Here is a 20,033-nt window from a genome sequence, read left to right on the forward strand (position 1 = left end):
AAATCCTCACTGGGCCGCGACGGCTGGCGTGTTGTAGAGCACGATCGCAGCGGTCACCAGCAAATTGATCAGGGTCAGCGGCAGGCAGAACTTCCAGCTGAAGTCCATCACCTGGTCATAGCGTGGGCGCGGGATCGAGGCGCGCAGCAGGATGAACAGCATGATGAAGAACGCGGTCTTCAGGGCGAACCACAGGAACGGTACCTGCGGCAGCAGGCCGAACGGGCCGTGCCAGCCACCGAAGAACAGGGTCACCAGCAGCGCCGAGATGAGGATGATGCCGATGTACTCACCGACGAAGAACATGCCCCATTTCATGCCGGCATATTCGATGTGGTAGCCGTCGGCCAGTTCCTGTTCCGCTTCCGGCTGGTCGAACGGGTGACGGTGGGTCACGGCGACGCCAGCGATGAAGAAGGTGCAGAAGCCGAAGAACTGCGGAATGATGAACCACAGGTTCTGGGCCTGATAGTCAACGATGTCGCGCATGTTGAACGAACCCACCTGCACCACCACGCCCATCAGCGCCAGGCCCAGGAACACTTCGTACGACACGGTCTGCGCCGAAGCGCGCAGGCTGCCGAGCAGGGCGTACTTGTTGTTCGACGACCAGCCGGCGAACAGCACGGCGTAGACCGACAGGCCGGCCATGGCGAAGAAGAACAGCAGGCCGATGTTCAGGTCGGCCACGCCCCAGCCCGGGGTGATCGGGATGATCGAGAAGGCGATCAGCAGCGCACTCATGGCCACCACAGGCGCCAGGGTGAAGATCATCTTGTCGACGAAGGGCGGGTTCCAGTCTTCTTTGAAGAACATCTTCAGCATGTCGGCGGCGATCTGGAACATGCCGAACGGGCCGACGCGGTTCGGGCCATAGCGGTCCTGCCACCAGCCCAGCAGGCGACGCTCGACGAAGCTGAGCAGGGCGCCGCAGACCACCACGGCCAGCAGCACCACGATGGCCTTGACGACCTGAATGATCACGTCGATCACTTCGGGGGTGAACCAGCTCATTGTGCTGCCTCCTGCAGGCCTTCGACGGCTGCACCGAAGATGGCGGGCGGAATGCCGGCCAGGCCTTTGGGCAACGCAACCAGGCCAGCGCCCAGTTCTTCATTGATACGCAGCGGCAGGCGCAGCGACACGCCGGCCACGTTCAGGCTCAGCATCGCGCCGTCGTTGACGCCCAGGCGGTCGGCTTCGGACTTGGCCAGGCCGACGTAGGCGGCCGGGATGCGCTCCTGCACCGGGGCGGCGCGGGAGGAGGACTCTTCGCTGCCGAACAGGTGGAAGAACGGTACCGCGGTCCAGGTGCCGCGAGCCGGGTTGAACGCGCCCGGGATGGCGCTGAACCAGCTCAGGCGGTCGCCTTGCGACTCGATCAGGCGTACGCCCGGGTCACCGGCACGCAGGTGGCCACCGACTTCGTCCTGGAACTTGTTCCAGGCTTGCGGCGAGTTCCAGCCCGGCGACCAGGCGAACGGCACCTGCTGACGCGGTTCGGCCGAACCCGAGTAGCCTTCCATGGAGAAGGCGAACGCGGTGTCCTTGTCCTGCGGGGTGCGCGGCTCGTGCACGCTGATGTTGGCGCGCATGGCGGTACGGCCGGAGTAGCGCAGCGGCTCACGGGCCAGCTTCATGCCCTTGATGCGGAATGCGGCGCTTGGCGCGGCGTTGACGATGCCGGCCAGTTGCGGGGCGGCTTCGGCGCAGGCGCTGGTGACGTGGTCCAGCTGGGTCCAGTCCACCGGCTTGTTGAGCAGGGTCGCACGCAGGGCGTGCATCCAGCGCCAGCCTTCGTGGATCTGGATGCTGCTGTCCAGGTATTGTGGGTCGAACACCTGGAAGAAGCGCTGGGCACGGCCTTCCTGGCTGACCAGGGTGCCGTCGCCTTCGGCGAACGAGGCGGCCGGCAGCACCAGGTGGGCGCGGTCGACAGTCGGGGTTTTCGAGTGGTCGGCAACGATTACCACCTTGGCCGCGGCCAGGGCTGCATCGACCTTGGCGGCCGGTACGCGGGCGTACAGGTCATTTTCCAGCACGACGATGGCGTCGGCCTTGCCGCTGATCACGGCGTCCAGCGCCGCGTCGACGGACTCACCGCCCATCATCGCCATGCCCAGGCTGTTGGCCTCAGGCACGACCAGGCTCAGCGAACCGTTCTTCTCGCGCAGCTTGAGGGCCTTGGCGATGTTGGCGGCGGCTTCGATCAGCGCAGGATCCGCCAGCGAGGTACCGGCGACGACCAGGGGGCGCTGGGCAGCGACCAGGGCGTCGGCGATGCGCTGGGCCAGGGCCTTGGCTTCGTCGTCCAGGCCGGCAACGGCAGGCGCGCTCGGGTCGATGGCGTGGGCCACGGCGAAACCGATGCGGGCGAGGTCGGCGGGAGCGGCGTGTACACACTCTTCGGCAACGTCATCCAGCTTGGTTTCAGCCAGCGAAGCGATGAACAGCGGGTACAGCGCGTGCTGGCCGATGTTCTTCACCGCGGCGTCCAGCCAAGGCTGCACGCGCATGGCGTCGGCCATGGCTTCGGCCTTGCCCTTGGTGGCCTGGCGCACGGCCAGGGCGACACGGGCAGCGGTCTGGGTGAGGTCTTCGCCGAGCACGAACACGGCGTCGTGGTCTTCGATGTCGCGCAGGGTCGGAACCGGCAGCGGGCTGTTGTTCAGCACGTCCAGGGCCAGGCGTACGCGGGCCAGCTCACCGGCCTCCATGCCCGAGTAGAAGTACTCGGCACCGACCAGCTCGCGCAGGCCGTAGTTGCTCTCGAGGCTGGCGCGTGGCGAGCCGATACCGACGATGGTGCGGCCGCGCAGCAGGTCGGCGGCCTTGTCCAGGGCGGCGTCGAGGGACAGCTTGGTGCCATCGGCCAGGTGTGGCTGGCGCGGACGATCCTTGCGGTTGACGTAGCCATAGCCGAAGCGGCCACGGTCGCACAGGAAGTACTGGTTCACCGAGCCGTTGAAGCGGTTCTCGATGCGGCGCAGTTCGCCGTAGCGCTCGCCGGGGCTGATGTTGCAACCGCTGGAGCAGCCATGGCAGATGCTCGGGGCGAACTGCATGTCCCACTTGCGGTTGTAGCGCTCGGAGTGGGTCTTGTCGGTGAACACACCGGTTGGGCAGACCTCGGTGAGGTTGCCGGAGAACTCGCTTTCCAGCACGCCGTCTTCGACGCGACCGAAGTACACGTTGTCGTGGGCGCCGTATACGCCCAGGTCGGTGCCGCCGGCGTAGTCCTTGTAGTAGCGCACGCAACGGTAGCAGGCGATGCAGCGGTTCATCTCATGGGCGATGAACGGGCCGAGGTCCTGATTCTGGTGGGTACGCTTGGTGAAACGGTAGCGGCGCTCGTTGTGGCCGGTCATTACCGTCATGTCCTGCAGGTGGCAGTGACCGCCTTCCTCGCACACCGGGCAGTCGTGCGGGTGGTTGGTCATCAGCCATTCGACGACGCTGGCGCGGAACGCCTTGGACTCTTCGTCTTCGATGGAGATCCAGGTGCCGTCGGAGGCAGGGGTCATGCAGGACATGACGATACGACCACGGGTGTCGTTCTCGTCGGTGTACTGCTTGACCGCGCACTGCCGGCAGGCGCCGACGCTACCGAGCGCCGGGTGCCAGCAGAAATAGGGGATGTCGAGGCCGAGTGACAGACATGCCTGTAACAGGTTGTCCGCACCGTTGACTTCGAGCGCTTTGCCGTCTACGTGGATAGTGGCCATTGTTCAAAGTTCTTCGTTGGCCCGCGTGAGCGGGCGTGGCTAATGGAAATCGGTGAGCTTGCGGCCGGCCTCGATTCGTTCGGGCCGGCCAGCAGGCTGGCGGATGGCACGGACCATCCGCTGTTTCATCTTGTTATGCGCCGACCACGATCGGCTTGGCCAGGTTCGGGCGCAGGGTGTCGGCCGCGCTAGCGGGTGCGACACCGGCCTCGAATTCGGACCGGAAGTATTTGATGGCACTGCCCAACGGCTCGACGGCACCTGGTGCGTGAGCACAGAAGGTACGGCCTGGGCCGAGGAAGTTGACCAGCCCCAACAGGGTCTCGATGTCTTCGGCGCGGCCCTGGCCGTTTTCCAGTGCGCGCAGCATCTTCACGCTCCACGGCAGGCCGTCACGGCAAGGGGTGCACCAGCCGCACGACTCGCGGGCGAAGAACTCTTCCATGTTGCGCAGCAGCGACACCATGTTGACGCTGTCGTCCACCGCCATGGCCAGGCCGGTACCCATACGGGTGCCGACCTTGGCGATGCCACCGGCATACATCTGCGCATCGAGGTGCTCGGGCAGCAGGAAGCCGGTACCGGCGCCGCCAGGCTGCCAGCACTTGAGCTTGAAGCCGTCGCGCATGCCACCGGCGTAGTCTTCGAACAGCTCGCGGGCGGTGACGCCGAACGGCAGCTCCCACAGGCCCGGGTTCTTCACCTTGCCGGAGAAGCCCATCAGCTTGGTGCCGTGGTCTTCGCTGCCTTCGCGGGCCAGCGACTTGTACCAGTCGTTGCCGTTGGCGACGATGGCCGGCACGTTGCACAGGGTCTCGACGTTGTTCACGCAGGTCGGCTTGCCCCACACGCCGACGGCGGCAGGGAAGGGCGGCTTGGAGCGCGGGTTGGCGCGACGGCCTTCGAGGGAGTTGATCAACGCGGTTTCTTCACCGCAGATGTAACGCCCGGCACCAGTGTGCACGAACAGCTCGAAGTCGAAACCGGAACCGAGGATGTTCTTGCCCAGCAGGCCGGCGGCCTTGGCTTCATCGATGGCGCGGTTGAGGTTCTTCGCCGCGGTGGTGTATTCGCCACGCAGGAAGATGTAGCCACGGTAGGCCTTCAGGGCGCGGGCGCTGATCAGCATGCCCTCGACCAGCAGATGGGGCTGTTGCTCCATCAGCATGCGGTCTTTCCAGGTGTTCGGCTCCATTTCATCCGCGTTGCACAGCAGGTAGCGGATGTTCATGGATTCGTCTTTGGGCATCAGGCCCCACTTCACGCCAGTGGGGAAGCCCGCGCCGCCACGGCCCTTGAGGCCGGAGTCCTTGACGCTCTGCACGATGTCGTCGGCGGACATGTCGGCCAGCGCCTTGCGCGCGGCGGCATAGCCGTTCTTGGACTCGTACTCGGTCAGCCAGACCGGCTCGCCGTCGTCGCGCAGGCGCCAGGTCAGCGGGTGGGTTTCGGCGCTGCGCGCAATGCGGTTGGCCGGGCCGAAGGAAGTGATGGTCATACGTAACCCTCCAGCAGCTTGCTGACGCCGGCAGGTTGCACGTCGCCAAAGGTGTCGTCGTCGATCATCAGCGCCGGGGCCTTGTCGCAGTTGCCCAGGCAGCACACCGGCAGCAGGGTGAAGCGCCCGTCCGCGGTGGTCTGGCCGAGGCCGATGCCCAGCTCGCTCTGGATCTGGCTGACCACCGATTCATGGCCGCCGATGTAGCAGACCATGCTGTCGCATACGCGGATGATGTGGCGGCCGACCGGCTGGCGGAAGATCTGGCTATAGAAGGTGGCCACGCCCTCGACGTCGCTGGCGGGGATGCCCAGCACTTCGCCGATGGCGTAGATGGCGCCGTCCGGCACCCAGCCGCGCTCTTTCTGCACGATCTTCAGGGCTTCGATGGACGCCGCGCGCGGGTCCTCGTAGTGGTGCATCTCGTGCTCGATGGCCGAGCGCTCGGTTTCGCTCAGGGCGAAACGGTCGGTTTGGATAAGCGTGCTGTTCATGCTTAGCGGTCCACGTCAGCCATAACGAAGTCGATACTGCCCAGATACGCGATCAGGTCCGCGACCATGCTGCCTTTGATCACCGAAGGGATCTGCTGCAGGTGCGGGTAGCTCGGGGTACGGATCCGGGTGCGGTAGCTCATGGTGCCGCCATCGCTCGTCAGGTAGTAACTGTTGATGCCCTTGGTCGCCTCGATCATCTGGAACGACTCGTTGGCCGGCATGACCGGGCCCCACGAGACTTGCAGGAAGTGGGTGATCAAGGTCTCGATGTGCTGCAGGGTGCGCTCTTTCGGCGGCGGCGTGGTCAGCGGGTGGTCCGCCTTGTACGGGCCTTCCGGCATGTTGCGCAGGCACTGGTCGATGATGCGGATACTCTGGCGCATCTCCTCGACACGGACCATGCAGCGATCGTAGGCATCGCCGTTGTGGGCCAGCGGTACTTCGAATTCGAAGTTCTCGTAGCCGGAGTAAGGGCGGGCTTTACGCAGGTCGAAGTCGCAGCCGGTGGAACGCAGGCCGGCACCGGTGGTGCCCCATTCCAGGGCCTCTTTGGTGTTGTACGCGGCAACGCCGATGGTACGGCCCTTGAGGATGCTGTTCTGCAGGGCGGCCTTGGTGTATTCGTCGAGGCGCTTGGGCAGCCATTCGACGAAGTCCTTGACCAGCTTGTCCCAGCCGCGCGGCAGGTCGTGGGCGACGCCACCGATGCGGTACCAGGCCGGGTGCAGGCGGAAACCGGTGATCGCCTCGATCACGGTGTAGGCGCGCTGGCGGTCGGTGAAGGTGAAGAACACCGGGGTCATGGCGCCGACGTCCTGGATATAGGTACCCAGGAACAGCAGGTGGCTGGTGATGCGGAAAAATTCGGCGAGCATGATGCGAATCACGTCGACCTTCTGCGGCACCTGGATGCCGGCCAGCTTCTCTACCGCCAGTACATACGGCAGGTTGTTCATCACCCCGCCGAGGTAGTCGATACGGTCGGTGTAGGGGATGAAGCTGTGCCACGACTGACGCTCGGCCATCTTCTCGGCGCCACGGTGGTGGTAGCCGATATCCGGGACGCAGTCGACGATCTCTTCGCCGTCCAGCTGCAGGACGATACGGAAGGCGCCGTGGGCCGAAGGGTGGTTGGGGCCAAGGTTGAGGAACATGTAGTCCTCGTTGGCGCCCGAACGCTTCATGCCCCAGGCTTCCGGGTTGAAACGTGCCGATTCCTCTTCAAGCTGCTGCTTGGCCAGGGTCAGGCTGTAGGGGTCGAATTCGGTGGCGCGGGCCGGGTAGTCCTTGCGCAGCGGGTGACCTTCCCAGGTCGGCGGCATCATGATGCGGCTCAGGTGCGGGTGGCCGGCGAAGTCGATGCCGAACATGTCCCAGACTTCACGCTCGTACCAGTTGGCGTTGGGCCAGATACCGGTGACGGTCGGCAGGTTGAGGTCGCCTTCGCTCAGCGACACCTTGATCATCACATCGCTGTTACGCTCGACCGACAGCAGGTGGTAGAACACGCTGAAGTCGGCGGCTGGAAGGCCGCGGCGCTGGGTGCGCAGGCGCTCGTCGACGCCGTGCAGGTCGTACAGCATGCTGTACGGCTTGGCGACGTTGCGCAGGAAGGAAAGTACTTCTTTGAGCTGGGCACGCTTTACCCACAGTACCGGCATGCCGGTGCGGGTTTCCTGGGCGACGAAAGCGTCGGCGCCGAATCGGTTGTGCAGTTCGACGACCACATCCTGGTCGTCAGCCTTGTAAGGCGGAATATAAATAGCGTTGTCCGCTGTCATGGTCTCGGTCGCTTTGGGTCAACGTTAAGAATGAAGCCAGGCCGCCGGCTCCTGGGGGAGCGGGCGGCAGGTCGCTGGATCAGACTTCGTCGGGGCTGCGCAGGTTGGTTACCGCGATACGCTGTTCGCGACGCAGGTCTTTCTGGGCGGGCATCTCGGCACGGTAGATGCCTTGATCGCCAACAACCCAGGAAAGCGGGCGTCGCTCCTGGCCGATCGACTCCTGCAGCAGCATCAAGCCTTGCAGGAACGCCTCGGGGCGCGGCGGGCAGCCAGGCACGTACACGTCCACGGGGAGGAACTTGTCGACCCCCTGAACGACCGAGTAGATGTCGTACATGCCGCCGGAGTTGGCGCACGAACCCATGGAGATGACCCACTTGGGCTCGAGCATCTGCTCGTACAGGCGCTGGATGATCGGCGCCATCTTCACGAAGCAGGTACCGGCGATGACCATGAAGTCGGCCTGACGCGGCGAGGCCCGGATGACTTCGGCGCCGAAGCGGGCGATGTCGTGGGGTGCCGTGAAGGCCGTGGTCATTTCCACGTAGCAGCAGGACAGGCCGAAGTTGTACGGCCAGAGGGAGTTCTTGCGACCCCAGTTGACCGCGCCACGCAGCACATCCTCGAGTTTCCCCATGTAGATGTTCTTGTGGACCTGGTCTTCCAGCAGTTGATCGGTGACGGTTTCCCGCTCACCGACCGGATACTGCTCGTTAGGTGCGTCCGGATCGATTCTGGTGAGATTGTATTGCATGCCAAAGCCTCATTGTTTCAGCTTCGCTTGCCGCTTGCGGCGACCTTCGGGAGCCCAATCGAGCGCCCCGACGCGCCATAGGTAGACAAGACCTGCCAACAGAATTGCTATGAAAACGAGTGCTTCGACGAATCCGGTCCAGCCGCTTTCGCGGACGGACACAGACCATGCATACAGGAAGAGGGCTTCGATATCGAAGATCACGAACAGCATCGCGACCAGATAGAATTTGGCGGACAGGCGCAGGCGGGCGCTGCCGACGGGCAACATGCCGGATTCGAAGGGTTCGTTCTTGGCGCGACCCCAGGCCTTGCTACCGAGCAGGCTGGACAGGCCGAGCATGAAGGCACACAGGCCGACGACACCCAGGAGGAAGATGGCAAAGCCCCAGTTGTGGGCGATGAGTCCTGCCGAATCGGACATGCTAGAAATCCTTATACAGAGACCCAGCTCTGCAGTCTGAAATAAGTAGAGCGGCGACGTGGTGTCGCAGACGCAGTGACCAAATGTCGCAGCTGAATCAATCGCGCTGATTTTATGGGTAAACCCAGTGCAAGTAAAATTTCCGTTGCAAATTTATTCGTAGTTTTAAGAACAAAAATCTTTCGTAACTGGCTGAAAGCCTTGAGTTTCGGGCATTGCACGCGGATTTGTTAATTATGTTTCTTACCCCGCGTAATGACTGGCTAGTTGCGTAATGATAATTAATATCATTTGACCTGAGCTGTATTGTTTTAGCTGTTCTGGGCCTTGCAAAGTTCATCTGCCGATCTGCCCACTTGCAAATGCGAAAAACTCTCGTTCTAGCAGCTTCCGGCGCTGCGCGTACCGCTCTGGATCAATACTTTGTGGTTTGCGCTGCGGCTGACCGACGCGGCAATGAGCCACTGGCCCAGCCAGTAGGACAGGATGATCAGGTACTCGGCAGCGGCGAACGGGCTGACGAAGCGGTCGATGCCGATCAGGCTGTCGGAGAAGACGAAGGCGCAGGCCCCCAGTGCGGCGACACCGCCACAGGCCAGGGCGCGCCAGAGCATGCAGCCGATCGCCAGGGCATACAGCGCCACCGGGACCAGCAGTGGGCCCAGGCCGTGGCTGGCGAGCAGGCCGAACAGCGAGGCGCCCACCAGCAGTGCGAGGGCCAGTGAGGGGTAGGCCGGGCGTTGGGTCAGGCTGTAGTAACCGCGAAGGTATGCCAGGTGGGCGCAAAGGAACGCGGCCAGCCCGAACACGAACAGATCGCGGGGGATGGCCAGGAGGATATCGCCGAGTACCGAGAAGGCCAGGCCGATCATGATCCAGCGACGGTAGGGCGTGGTGGGTGTACTGCCCAGCCAGGCGATCAGGGCCAGTACCGGAATGGGTTTGACCAGCAGGCCAAGCAGGGCGTTGTCGCTCGCCAGCGCATATAGATAGCAGGTGGCGGCTGCGACGGCGATGGTGAGCAGGTGGCCAGGGCGGGGCATGGGCAGTCCTTGCTATGGGGTAGCCACAAGCTTAGACCTGATCTGCAACTTTGCTGATGCGACGTGATTGCTGTAGGAGCGGCTTGAGCCGCGATCACCCGCGAAGCGGGTGCCAGACACCGCGTTGCCTGCATCGCGGCTAAAGCCGCTCCTACAAAAAGAGGAAAGCCCAGGAGCCTTGCGGAACCTGGGCGTCCTGTTCAGTTCACCAGACTCAGTGGAACTGCTCTTCCTCGGTCGAACCAGTCAGTGCGGTAACCGACGAAGCGCCACCCTGGATCACGGTGGTCATGTCGTCGAAGTAGCCGGTGCCCACTTCCTGCTGGTGCGCCACGAAGGTGTAGCCTTTGCTGGCGTCGGCGAATTCCTGCTCTTGCAGCTTCACGTAGGCGGTCATGTCGTTGCGGGCGTAGTCGTGCGCCAGGTTGAACATGCCGTGCCACATGTTGTGGATGCCGGCCAGGGTGATGAACTGGTGCTTGTAGCCCATGGCCGACAGTTCGCGCTGGAACTTGGCGATGGTGGCGTCGTCCAGGTTCTTCTTCCAGTTGAAGGAAGGCGAGCAGTTGTACGACAGCAGTTGGTCCGGGTATTCCTTCTTGATCGCTTCGGCGAAGCGACGGGCTTCGTCCAGGTCCGGCTTGGCGGTTTCGCACCAGATCAGGTCGGCATACGGCGCGTAGGCCAGGCCGCGGGAGATCGCCTGGTCGAGGCCGGCGCGGACTTTGTAGAAGCCTTCACGGGTACGGTCGCCGATCACGAACGGCTGGTCGTACGGGTCGCAGTCGCTGGTCAGCAGGTCGGCGGCGTTGGCGTCGGTACGGGCCAGGATGATGGTCGGTACACCGGCAACGTCGGCGGCCAGGCGGGCAGCCACCAGCTTCTGTACGGCTTCCTGGGTCGGTACCAGTACCTTGCCGCCCATGTGGCCGCATTTTTTCACCGAGGCCAGTTGGTCTTCGAAGTGCACGCCGGCGGCGCCCGCTTCGATCATGTTCTTCATCAGCTCGTAGGCATTCAGCACGCCGCCGAAACCGGCTTCGGCGTCAGCCACGATCGGGGCGAAGTAGTCGATGTAGCCATCGTCACCCGGGTTCTTGCCGGCTTTCCACTGGATCTGGTCGGCGCGGCGGAACGAGTTGTTGATGCGCTTGACCACGGTCGGCACCGAGTCGACCGGGTACAGCGACTGGTCGGGGTACATCGACTCGGCCGAGTTGTTGTCGGCGGCAACCTGCCAGCCGGACAGGTAGATGGCCTGGATGCCGGCCTTGACCTGTTGCACTGCCTGGCCGCCGGTCAGGGCGCCCATGCAGTTGACGAAATCTTTTTCTGGGCGGAAGGACGGGTGGGCACCTTGGGTGACCAGCTTCCACAGTTTTTCCGCGCCCTGGCGAGCCAGGGTGTGCTCCGGTTGCAGCGAGCCACGCAGGCGAACGACATCGGCGGCGGTGTAGGTACGGGTCACGCCTTTCCAGCGCGGGTTTTCGGCCCAGTCTTTCTCGAGGGCTGCAATTTGCTGTTCGCGTGTCAGTGCCATGGAAATAAACCTCGTCGCATCGATCTTGAGTGTAATTGTGCTGATGCTCGGATACGCGGGTCAGAGGGCCAGGCTGTGCTGTCCGGGGGAGTGCGGCGGCGAACGGGGAAGTGCGAAGGGGAAGGGTGGGCAGGCCAGGCGAAGGTGTGCCCTGCAGGTTGGCTCGTGGATGCCTTGCTGCGGTGCGACGCGATTGCCAGAACTGCGGTGATGCGCTTCCGTCCCTCGGGACAACTTCTTCGTTGCAGTCGCAATCCCGTCGAACCGCCTTGTGGGCCGTATGGACACGAGGTGCCTCCACGGTGGGAGGAGCGCACCTCGAAGACCCTTGCCAGGGCCTCTGATTAGCGGGAGCGAGGCCATCATGCCCTTGGCGAAAAGAGCCTGTCAAACATTTTGTAGTGCTTTTTTCGGCTTACTACATCTTTGGTCTAATGCGACTTGGCGGTCAGTTTCAAGGCCCTTGGTCGAGGCCTTGAATTGCCTGGGGTCAGTCAAGAAGGTCGACTTTGACCCGCAAAGTCATGTTTTCACCGCGCTGGGTGCTGTAACTGAGGCTTGACGCGCTGCGCTCGGACTGGCTCTGCTGGTTGAACCCGGCCAGGGTGATCCACTCGCCGAGCTTGCCGGTGACGGTCGTGTCGGTGCTCTGCACTTTCACTACATCGGCACGTTCCTGGCTCATTCGATCATTATTGGTGCTGATTTGCAGGCGAACCGTGTCGCCACTAAGGCGTGGCGTGACGTAGAAACCCTGGGTCACGTTGCGGTATTCGGTGTTGCTCTGGATGCGCCCGTAGCCGTCGGTGGAGCTACTGGTGACGGGGATGCTCTGGCCCACCTGGATCAGCGCCGGCTGGCCGTCGCTGGCCTGCACCTGCTGCATGCCGCCTTCGCGGTTGGCGGTGCCGTAGTGGATCACGCGGGCGTTGCCGCGGTTGTCCTGGAAGTTGCTGTCGTTGTTGTCGACGCTGATCAGCAGGCGTTTGGGCGCGGTATCGAGCTGTTGCAGCAGGGCGCGCAGGTCGTCGATGCGTTCCTGGCTGGCGTTGACGATCAGCTTGTCCTCGAAGGTGCTGACGCTGCCGTCCTTGCCGAGGAAGGACTGGGCGGCGGGCAGCAGTTCGGCGCTGCTGCGGTGTTGCAGGGGAATGACCTCGGTGGCGGCCTGGGCGGTAAGGCTGGCGGCCAGCAGCAGCGAGGCGAGGAGGGGGCGTAGCGGCATGTCCATGATCTCCGCGGGTGGAATGGACATGATGGCAAATTTGTCGGCATCTTGCTGGTCGTGGATCACAGCGGCATGCACAGGTCGGCTTTTCAGTGGTTGCAGTCAGGCAAATTCCGTAACATCGCGGCCCTCGATTTCAAGCTCATTCCCTCGGCATTACGCTCCCACGCAGCGTAATGCCGGGGCTGCTTACAGGACCTCCATGAAACCCGCACGCCTACGCGCCGACCTGCTCGCCGGCCTGACCACTTCGTTCGCCCTGGTACCGGAGTGCATCGCTTTCGCCCTGGTGGCCCACCTCAACCCGCTGATGGGCCTGTACGGCGCCTTCATCATCTGCACCCTGACCGCGCTGTTCGGCGGCCGCCCGGGGATGATCTCCGGCGCCGCCGGTTCGATGGCTGTGGTCATCGTCGCCCTGGTGGTGCAGCACGGCGTCCAGTACCTGCTGGCCACGGTGCTGCTGGGCGGGGTGGTGATGATCCTGTTCGGCGCGCTGCGCCTGGGCAAGCTGGTGCGCCTGGTGCCGTACCCGGTGATGCTCGGCTTCGTCAACGGCCTGGCTATCGTCATCGCCCTGGCCCAGCTGGAGCACTTCAAGGCAGGCGAGCACTGGCTCAGCGGCGCGCCGCTGTACCTGATGATCGGCCTGGTGGCGCTGACCATGCTGGTGGTCTATGTGCTTCCCAGGCTGACCCGCGCCGTGCCGCCGGCGCTGGTGGCGATCCTCGGCGTCGGCCTGCTGGTCTATCTGCTGGGCCTGCCAACCCGTACCCTCGGCGATATGGCGCACATCGCCGGCGGCCTGCCGACCCTGGCGCTGCCGGACATCCCCTGGAACCTCGAGACCTTGAAGATCATCGCGCCCTACGCGGTGCTGATGGCCATGGTCGGCCTGCTGGAAACCCTGCTGACCCTCAACCTCACCGACGAGGTCACCGAAAGCCGCGGTTACCCGGACCGCGAATGCGTGGCCCTGGGCGCGGCCAATATGGTCTCGGGCCTGTGCGGCGGCATGGGCGGCTGCGCGATGATCGGCCAGACCGTGATCAACCTCAGCTCCAATGGCCGTGGCCGACTGTCGGGCGTGGTGGCCGGGGTGATGATCCTGCTGTTCGTGCTGTTCCTGTCGCCGTTGATCGAGCGTATTCCGCTGGCGGCGCTGGTCGGGGTGATGTTCGTGGTGGCCCAGCAGACCTTCGCCTGGGCGTCGCTGCGGGTGCTGCACAAGGTGCCGGTGAGCGATGTGCTGGCGATCATCGCCGTGACCGTGGTCACGGTGTTCACCGACCTGGCCACGGCGGTGCTGTTCGGTATCGTCATCGCGGCCATCAATTTTGCCTGGCAGCACGCGCGCGAGCTGTATGCCGACAGTCATGAGGACGCCGAGGGGGGTAAGCATTACCAGGTGCACGGCACGCTGTTCTTCGCCTCGATCACACCGTTTCTCAACCAGTTCGACCCGGCCAACGACCCGGCCAAGGTCACTTTGGATTGCCAGCACCTGAGCTTTGTCGATTATTCGGCGGTGGCGGCGCTGAAGACCCTGCGCGAGCGCTATGCCAAGGCGGGCAAGCAGTTGCGGGTGGTGCATCTTTCCGAGCGCTGCAAGAAGCTGTTGAAGCGGGCAGGGGAGCAGCATTGAACGCAATGGTTGCCTGCACCGGCCCTATCGCCGGCAAGCCGGCTCCCACAGGTACTGCACAGTTCTTGAGTGCAGTGACAATCCTGTGGGAGCCGGCTTGCCGGCGATAGGGCCGCTATAGGAGAAAGGCTTACTCGCCGCGATTCTTCTTTACGATGCCATCGGCAATGCTCGCCGGCGCCTCGGCGTAGCGGGTGAACTCCATCGAGAAACTCGCCCGGCCCTGGGTCATCGAGCGCATCGAGGTGGCGTAGCCGAACATCTCGCCCAGCGGCACCTCGGCACGGATCACCTTGCCGGCCGGGGTCTCGTCGCCATCCTGGATCATGCCCCGGCGCCGGCTCAGGTCGCCGAGGATATCGCCCTGGTACTCCTCGGGCGTCACCACCTCGACCTTCATCACCGGCTCCAGCAGCACCGCGCCACCTTTCTGCGAAAGCTGCTTGGTGGCCATGGAGGCGGCAATCTTGTAGGCCATCTCGTTGGAGTCGACGTCGTGGTACGAGCCGTCGAACACCGCCGCCTTGAGGTTGATCAGCGGGTAGCCGGCGAGCACGCCGTTCTTCATCTGCTCCTCGATGCCTTTCTGGATCGCCGGGATGTACTCGCGCGGCACCACGCCGCCGACGATCTCGTTGACGAACTCCAGGCCTTCCTTGCCTTCGTCGCCCGGGGCGAAGCGGATCCAGCAATGGCCATACTGGCCGCGCCCGCCCGATTGGCGCACGAAACGCCCTTCGATCTCGCAGGTGTTGCGGATCTTCTCGCGGTAGGCCACCTGCGGCTTGCCGATATTGGCTTCGACGTTGAACTCGCGGCGCATGCGGTCGACGATGATGTCCAGGTGCAGCTCGCCCATGCCGGAGATGATGGTCTGGCCGGTTTCCTCGTCGGTCTTGACCCGGAACGACGGGTCCTCCTGGGCCAGCTTGCCCAGGGCGATGCCCATTTTCTCCTGGTCGGCCTTGGTCTTCGGCTCCACCGCCACCGAGATCACCGGGTCGGGGAAATCCATGCGCTCAAGGATGATCGGCTTGTCCATGTCGCACAGGGTGTCGCCGGTGGTCACGTCCTTCATGCCGATCAGTGCGGCGATATCGCCGGCGCACACGTCCTTGATCTCGGCGCGCTGGTTGGCGTGCATCTGCACCATGCGGCCGATGCGCTCCTTCTTGCCCTTGACCGAGTTGAGCACCGCATTGCCCGAGCTGAGCACGCCCGAATATACCCGGGCGAAGGTCAGGGTGCCGACGAACGGGTCGGTGGCGATCTTGAAGGCCAGGGCCGAGAAAGGCTCCTTGTCGTCGGCGTGGCGTTCCAGGTGCTTCTCTTCATCGTCCGGGTCGGTGCCCTTGATCGCCGGGATTTCGGACGGGGCGGGCAGGTAGTCGATCACCGCGTCGAGCATCAGCGGCACGCCCTTGTTCTTGAATGACGAGCCGAGGATGGTCGGGACGATTTCGTTGGCGATGGTGCGTTGGCGCAGGGCGGCCTTGATCTCGTCGACGCTCAGCTCTTCACCTTCGAGGAACTTCACGGTCAGTTCGTCATTGGCCTCGGCGGCGGCTTCGATCATGTGCGCGCGCCATTCGTCCGCCAGTGCCTGCAGTTCGGCGGGAATCTCTTCTTCGCGGTAGCTGGTGCCGTTGTCTGCGTCGTTCCAGTAGATGGCCTTCATCTTCACCAGGTCGATCTGGCCGATGAAGTTTTCCTCGCTGCCGATGGCCAGCTGGATCGGTACCGGGTGGTGGCCCAGGCGTTGGTCGATCTGCTTCACAACGCGCAGGAAGTCCGCGCCCTGGCGGTCCATCTTGTTGATATAGGCCAGGCGCGGCACATGGTACTTGTTGGCCTGGCGCCACACCGTCTCGGATTGCGGCTCGACCCCGTCGGCGCCGCTGAACACCACTACTGCGCCGTCGAGCACGCGCAGCGAGCGCTCCACCTCGATGGTGAAGTCGACGTGGCCGGGGGTGTCGATGATATTGAAGCGGTACTTGTGCTCGAACTGCTTGGTCGAGCCCTGCCAGAAGGCCGTGGTGGCCGCCGAGGTGATGGTGATGCCGCGCTCCTGCTCCTGAGCCATCCAGTCCATGGTCGCGGCGCCGTCGTGCACCTCGCCCATCTTGTGGTTGACCCCGGTGTAGAACAGGATCCGTTCGGTGGTGGTGGTCTTGCCGGCATCCACGTGAGCGACAATGCCGATATTGCGGTACAGCTCGATGGGAGTCGTGCGGGCCATGGCGGGTCACCTGCGGGTGAGGATTCTCCCAAGGTAGCAGAGCGGGAGAATCCTGCCGGGGCGACCGTCAGTCGGCGAGCACCTGCAGCTGCCATTGGCCCTCGGCTTCACGCGCCAGGCCGCTGGCCGGCAACAGGGCCAGCAGGCGTTCGTGCAGGGCTGCGTCGGTGAAGGCCTTGAGGGTAGCCATGTCCAGCGCGCCGACGGTGATCAGTTCGGCCTTGGTGTAGGACAGCCAGGCCTTCTTCAGCACCATCAACACGTCGCTGCCGGCGGTGCTGGCAAAGCGTCGGTGCAGGGTGCGGCCTTCCAGTTCGAAGCTGTGGCGGTGGCTGTAGCTGCTCTCGTCGCCATTGCCCTCGACGCATCGGTGGCAGCGGCAGGGGCCGTCGCCGAAGGCGTTGCGCAGGTAGGCGTTGAAGTCCACGACGGGCTTGAGGGTCAGGCGTTTGTCGACCTCGAACAGGTCGGCGATCAGGGGTTGTTCTGCGCTCACTCGGTATCCTCGCGTGGTGGGGCATGCATCGGCGGGCACCCTAACAGATCGGCGCCCGCGAGGCCATGTCAGCCAGGTCGCAGGGCCTCCCGTGGGAGCGGGCCTGCCCCGCGATGAGCCGGTAGAGACAACCCCGAGCGTCTGCCGTACTCTTGTCGCCCAATTCCAGCCCCATACCCCGAGGTAACCCCGCTTGAGCAGCAAATACCCCTACATCGCCACCGTGACCGTCAGCGCCGAAGACCGTGGGGGCGATACCGAGGCTTCGGAGAACAGCAACATGCGCGTGGGCCTCGAGGCGGTAACCGAAGTGCTGAAGAAGGTGCATTTCGTCGGAACGCTCGCGGCACCGGAAAAAGGCGCCACGCACATCTGCGTCACGTTGGAAAATGGCCTTACTTACTACGGCCTGATCGTCAACGGCCATGCCGAACTCGAAGGCGGCTGGATCGCCTTCGAATGCGACATGCCCACCCCCGAAGAGCTGGGCCTGTAAGCCTTACCCCAGTTCAGCCAGGCACTGCTCGAGGATATCCAGCCCTTCCTCGAGCACCTCGGCCTCGATGGTCAGTGGCGCCAACAGGCGGATGATATGCCGCGCCTTGCCACTGGGCATCAGCAGCAACCCCTTGGCACGCGCCGTTTCCAGCACCTTGGCCAGTTGCGCCGGTGCCGGGCTGCCATCGCCGTTGACGAACTCCAGCCCGCGCATGGCGCCGACCCCGGTCAGGCGGCCGAGCGAGCTGCACAATCCTGCAGCTTTCCAGCGTGCATGGCGTGCGACGATGGCCTGTTCCTGGCGTTCGCCCCAGGTGGCGAGGTTGTCGTCGGTCATCTGCGCAAGGCTCGCCAAGGCCGCCGCACAGGCGATCGGATTGCCCGAGTAGGTGCCGCCCAGGCCGCCCTTGGGCAGCGAGTCCATGATCTCCCGGCGGCCGACCACCGCGCCCAGGGGCATGCCACCGGCGATGCTTTTGGCCAGCAGCAGCAGGTCCGGCTCGATACCCAGTCGGGGGAAGGCGAAACGCTGCCCGGTGCGGCCGAAACCGGACTGGATCTCGTCGACGATGATCAGTATCCCGTGGCTGTCGCAGAAGCGGCGCAAGGCCTGGGCAAAGCTTGGATCAAGGGCGAGGAAACCTCCTTCACCCTGCACCGGCTCGAAGATGAACGCCGCCACGTCCTCCACCGCCAACTCCACGCTGAACAAGCGTTCCATGGCCTTGAGCGCCTGTTCGCAGCTCACTCCGGTGTTCGGGCTGGGGTAGGGCAGGTGATAGACCGGGCCTGGCAGTTCCCCCACGCGTTGCTTGTACGGGGCTACCTTGCCATTGAGGTTGAGGGTGGCCAGGGTGCGACCATGGAAGCCGCCGTCGAAGGCGACGACGGCGCGCTTGCCGGTGGCGCCGCGGGCGACCTTAAGCGCGTTTTCCGCCGCTTCCGCGCCGCTGTTGGTGAGCATGCCGGCCAACGGGTAGCTGACCGGGACGAATTCACGCAGGCGCGCCATGAGCTCCAGGTAGGGGCCGTGGGGCGCCGCGTTGAAGGCGTAGTGGGTCAGGCGCGTGGCCTGCTGCTGGATCGCTTCGACTACCGCCGGATTGCAGTGGCCCAGGTTGAGCACGCCGATGCCGCCGACGAAGTCGATGTAGCGCTTGCCGGTGATATCCCAGACTTCGGCATTGCGACCATGGGAAAGCGTGATCGGGTGAACGATGGCAATGGACTGGCTGATGCTTGGCTGATTCATGTGCGCGGCGCCTGTGATTCGATGGCGTGAATATCGAAGCGTGCAGGGGGTATCCGCAAACGATTTATTGGATTGCCGTCATTCCTTTGATTCATGAATTTCTGCGGGGGACGCCTAGCTTCCATTGCGCTCAGGCCTTTCAGGGTGTTCGACGACAGAGTTGCAGCGCTCTTGAAACCGAGCGCCGCCCGCGCGGCGCATCGCGGATGAATCCGCTCCTACATTCGTTGCAACGTACCGAACCTGTCAGGCCATGGTTGCCAGCCTTGGCGCAGGGCGCAAGACAGGTGGGGTGCCGGCAATGCCCACCGAAAAATCGCGTCGAGCGCACAAGGCTTACAACCATGGCCTATCAGGCATGGTCACGTTGCAACAAATGTAGGAGCGGATTCATCCGCGATGCGCCGCGCGGGCGGCGCTCGATCTGATAGGCGCTGCAATATTTGCGGCGGACATCTGGAGGCCCTCATCCCGTCTATAGCCATAACGCCCAAAGACCTTGAAATGGATGACCCGCACGCTGCAATCGCGCCAAAGCAAAAGGCGGCTGTCCCTTAAGGGGCAGCCGCCTTTTGCTGTTTCGCTTCGAGCCTTCGACCGTTGGGATCAGTGGCGACGCTTGTGCTTGCGGTTGTTGTCGCCCATGTGGTTACCGATGGCGCCACCGGCCGCGCCGCCCAGGCCGGCACCGATGGTCGAACCGTTGGAGCCGCCGAGCTTGCCGCCGATCAGCGAACCGCCCGCCGAGCCCAGGCCGCCGCCGATGGCCGCTTCGGTGCGGTTGCCCTTGCGCGCGCCCACCGCGCTGCCGGCCGCGCCACCGAGGCCGGCGCCGATCGCCGCACCGGTGCTGCCGCCGATCTGTTTGCCCACGACGTTGCCGAGGGCGCCACCCAGGCCGCCGCCGATGGCTGCGGTGCCGTCACCGGCGAAAGCGCCCTGGCAAAGCAGCAGGCCGAGGGCGAGGGAAGGCAGAGTCAGACGCATGTTATGAACCTCAGGGGAGTCATCAGGGGTAGATTGCCGCATGCTCGCGGCGAGTCAGGGTTGCAAGGACGCTTCAGCGGTAGTAACGGTCACGGTACTGGCGGTCGTCATCGTCGCGGTCATGGCGATGGTGGTGACGGTGGCCGCGGTCACGGTCGCGCCAGCCATCGTCATCATCGTGGTAATGGTTGCTGTAGCAGCCGCCGAGCAGCAGCAGGGTGGCGACCATGGAAAGGCTTGCAAGGCGTTTCATCACGTTATAGGTCCTTGATCCGCAAGGGTTTACGCGGTACCTCCTGAGACACGAGGCGATCGATTTGGTTCTTTGTCGCGCAAGATTTTATTGCGGCGGCGATGAACGGCGACGGCGATTCACCTGGTGCCTGGGCAATGCTAGAGTCACCTTCTTTTTTTGTCCCGA

Annotated in this window: 17 protein-coding genes; 2 read left to right on the top strand and 15 right to left on the bottom strand. The window is 63.9% G+C overall.

Features of this window, described 5'->3' with window-relative positions:
* Positions 1 to 6 precede the first annotated feature (6 nt).
* The 10 genes from nuoH to CCOS191_RS09995 all read right to left on the bottom strand — a co-directional run bounded on the left by nuoH (position 7) and on the right by CCOS191_RS09995 (position 12,519).
* Entirely contained in the window at positions 7 to 1,014 is a 1,008-nt protein-coding gene (gene nuoH / locus CCOS191_RS09950; protein ID WP_046855038.1) for an NADH-quinone oxidoreductase subunit NuoH, read from the bottom strand.
* The gene (gene nuoG, locus CCOS191_RS09955) at positions 1,011 to 3,725 is read right to left on the bottom strand and encodes an NADH-quinone oxidoreductase subunit NuoG (RefSeq protein ID WP_046855039.1); all 2,715 of its coding nucleotides are present in this window, start codon (positions 3,723 to 3,725) and stop codon (positions 1,011 to 1,013) included. Before nuoG ends, nuoH begins: the two co-directional genes overlap by 4 nt.
* Before the next feature lie 133 nt (positions 3,726 to 3,858).
* Positions 3,859 to 5,223: an NADH-quinone oxidoreductase subunit NuoF gene (gene nuoF, locus CCOS191_RS09960; RefSeq protein ID WP_046855040.1), complete on the bottom strand. Its 1,365-nt coding sequence runs from the start codon at positions 5,221 to 5,223 to the stop codon at positions 3,859 to 3,861.
* The gene (gene nuoE / locus CCOS191_RS09965) at positions 5,220 to 5,717 is read right to left on the bottom strand and encodes an NADH-quinone oxidoreductase subunit NuoE (protein WP_012313767.1); all 498 of its coding nucleotides are present in this window, start codon (positions 5,715 to 5,717) and stop codon (positions 5,220 to 5,222) included. Before nuoE ends, nuoF begins: the two co-directional genes overlap by 4 nt.
* A 2-nt stretch (positions 5,718 to 5,719) precedes the next feature.
* Complete coding sequence (gene nuoC / locus CCOS191_RS09970) at positions 5,720 to 7,501, bottom strand: NADH-quinone oxidoreductase subunit C/D (RefSeq protein ID WP_046855041.1); 1,782 nt, start codon at positions 7,499 to 7,501, stop codon at positions 5,720 to 5,722.
* 79 nt (positions 7,502 to 7,580) lie between these two features.
* Entirely contained in the window at positions 7,581 to 8,258 is a 678-nt protein-coding gene (locus CCOS191_RS09975; RefSeq protein ID WP_008096180.1) for a NuoB/complex I 20 kDa subunit family protein, read from the bottom strand.
* 9 nt (positions 8,259 to 8,267) lie between these two features.
* Positions 8,268 to 8,681, bottom strand: coding sequence for an NADH-quinone oxidoreductase subunit A (locus CCOS191_RS09980; protein WP_011534614.1), 414 nt, complete (start codon positions 8,679 to 8,681; stop codon positions 8,268 to 8,270).
* 380 nt (positions 8,682 to 9,061) lie between these two features.
* A complete protein-coding gene (locus CCOS191_RS09985; protein WP_046855042.1) occupies positions 9,062 to 9,724 on the bottom strand; it encodes a lysoplasmalogenase in 663 nt (220 codons plus the stop codon).
* Positions 9,725 to 9,938: 214 nt separating this feature from the next.
* The gene (gene aceA / locus CCOS191_RS09990) at positions 9,939 to 11,264 is read right to left on the bottom strand and encodes an isocitrate lyase (RefSeq protein WP_046855043.1); all 1,326 of its coding nucleotides are present in this window, start codon (positions 11,262 to 11,264) and stop codon (positions 9,939 to 9,941) included.
* Between the two features lie 490 nt (positions 11,265 to 11,754).
* The gene (locus CCOS191_RS09995) at positions 11,755 to 12,519 is read right to left on the bottom strand and encodes a secretin N-terminal domain-containing protein (RefSeq protein ID WP_172670884.1); all 765 of its coding nucleotides are present in this window, start codon (positions 12,517 to 12,519) and stop codon (positions 11,755 to 11,757) included.
* A gap of 175 nt (positions 12,520 to 12,694) precedes the next feature.
* Here CCOS191_RS09995 and CCOS191_RS10000 point away from each other — a divergent pair, with 175 nt between their 5' ends.
* Positions 12,695 to 14,137, top strand: a complete 1,443-nt coding sequence (locus CCOS191_RS10000) for a SulP family inorganic anion transporter (protein ID WP_046855044.1) — start codon at positions 12,695 to 12,697, stop codon at positions 14,135 to 14,137.
* Positions 14,138 to 14,267: 130 nt separating this feature from the next.
* On the opposite strand, the gene fusA is transcribed toward CCOS191_RS10000, so the two are convergent.
* Both fusA and CCOS191_RS10010 read right to left on the bottom strand, forming a co-directional pair.
* On the bottom strand, positions 14,268 to 16,379 hold the full coding sequence (gene fusA / locus CCOS191_RS10005) for an elongation factor G (RefSeq protein ID WP_046855045.1): 2,112 nt from the start codon (positions 16,377 to 16,379) through the stop codon (positions 14,268 to 14,270).
* Positions 16,380 to 16,446: 67 nt separating this feature from the next.
* Positions 16,447 to 16,875: a hypothetical protein gene (locus CCOS191_RS10010; protein ID WP_046855046.1), complete on the bottom strand. Its 429-nt coding sequence runs from the start codon at positions 16,873 to 16,875 to the stop codon at positions 16,447 to 16,449.
* Positions 16,876 to 17,068: 193 nt separating this feature from the next.
* Between CCOS191_RS10010 and CCOS191_RS10015 the strand changes: the two genes are divergently transcribed.
* A complete protein-coding gene (locus tag CCOS191_RS10015; RefSeq protein ID WP_046855047.1) occupies positions 17,069 to 17,371 on the top strand; it encodes a hypothetical protein in 303 nt (100 codons plus the stop codon).
* A 3-nt stretch (positions 17,372 to 17,374) separates the two neighbouring features.
* Here CCOS191_RS10015 and CCOS191_RS10020 read toward each other — a convergent pair whose 3' ends face one another.
* The 3 genes from CCOS191_RS10020 to CCOS191_RS10030 all read right to left on the bottom strand — a co-directional run bounded on the left by CCOS191_RS10020 (position 17,375) and on the right by CCOS191_RS10030 (position 19,865).
* On the bottom strand, positions 17,375 to 18,625 hold the full coding sequence (locus CCOS191_RS10020) for a 2-aminoadipate transaminase (protein ID WP_046855048.1): 1,251 nt from the start codon (positions 18,623 to 18,625) through the stop codon (positions 17,375 to 17,377).
* 606 nt (positions 18,626 to 19,231) lie between these two features.
* Positions 19,232 to 19,612 carry a glycine zipper domain-containing protein gene (locus CCOS191_RS10025; protein ID WP_046855049.1) on the bottom strand — a complete coding sequence of 127 codons (381 nt, stop codon included), beginning with the start codon at positions 19,610 to 19,612 and terminating at the stop codon, positions 19,232 to 19,234.
* A gap of 73 nt (positions 19,613 to 19,685) precedes the next feature.
* Positions 19,686 to 19,865: a hypothetical protein gene (locus tag CCOS191_RS10030; RefSeq protein WP_046855050.1), complete on the bottom strand. Its 180-nt coding sequence runs from the start codon at positions 19,863 to 19,865 to the stop codon at positions 19,686 to 19,688.
* Positions 19,866 to 20,033: the final 168 nt, after the last annotated feature.

Origin of the sequence: Pseudomonas sp. CCOS 191 (genome assembly GCF_001007005.1) — a bacterium.
In the GTDB taxonomy this organism is placed as follows: Bacteria; Pseudomonadota; Gammaproteobacteria; order Pseudomonadales; family Pseudomonadaceae; genus Aquipseudomonas; species Aquipseudomonas soli.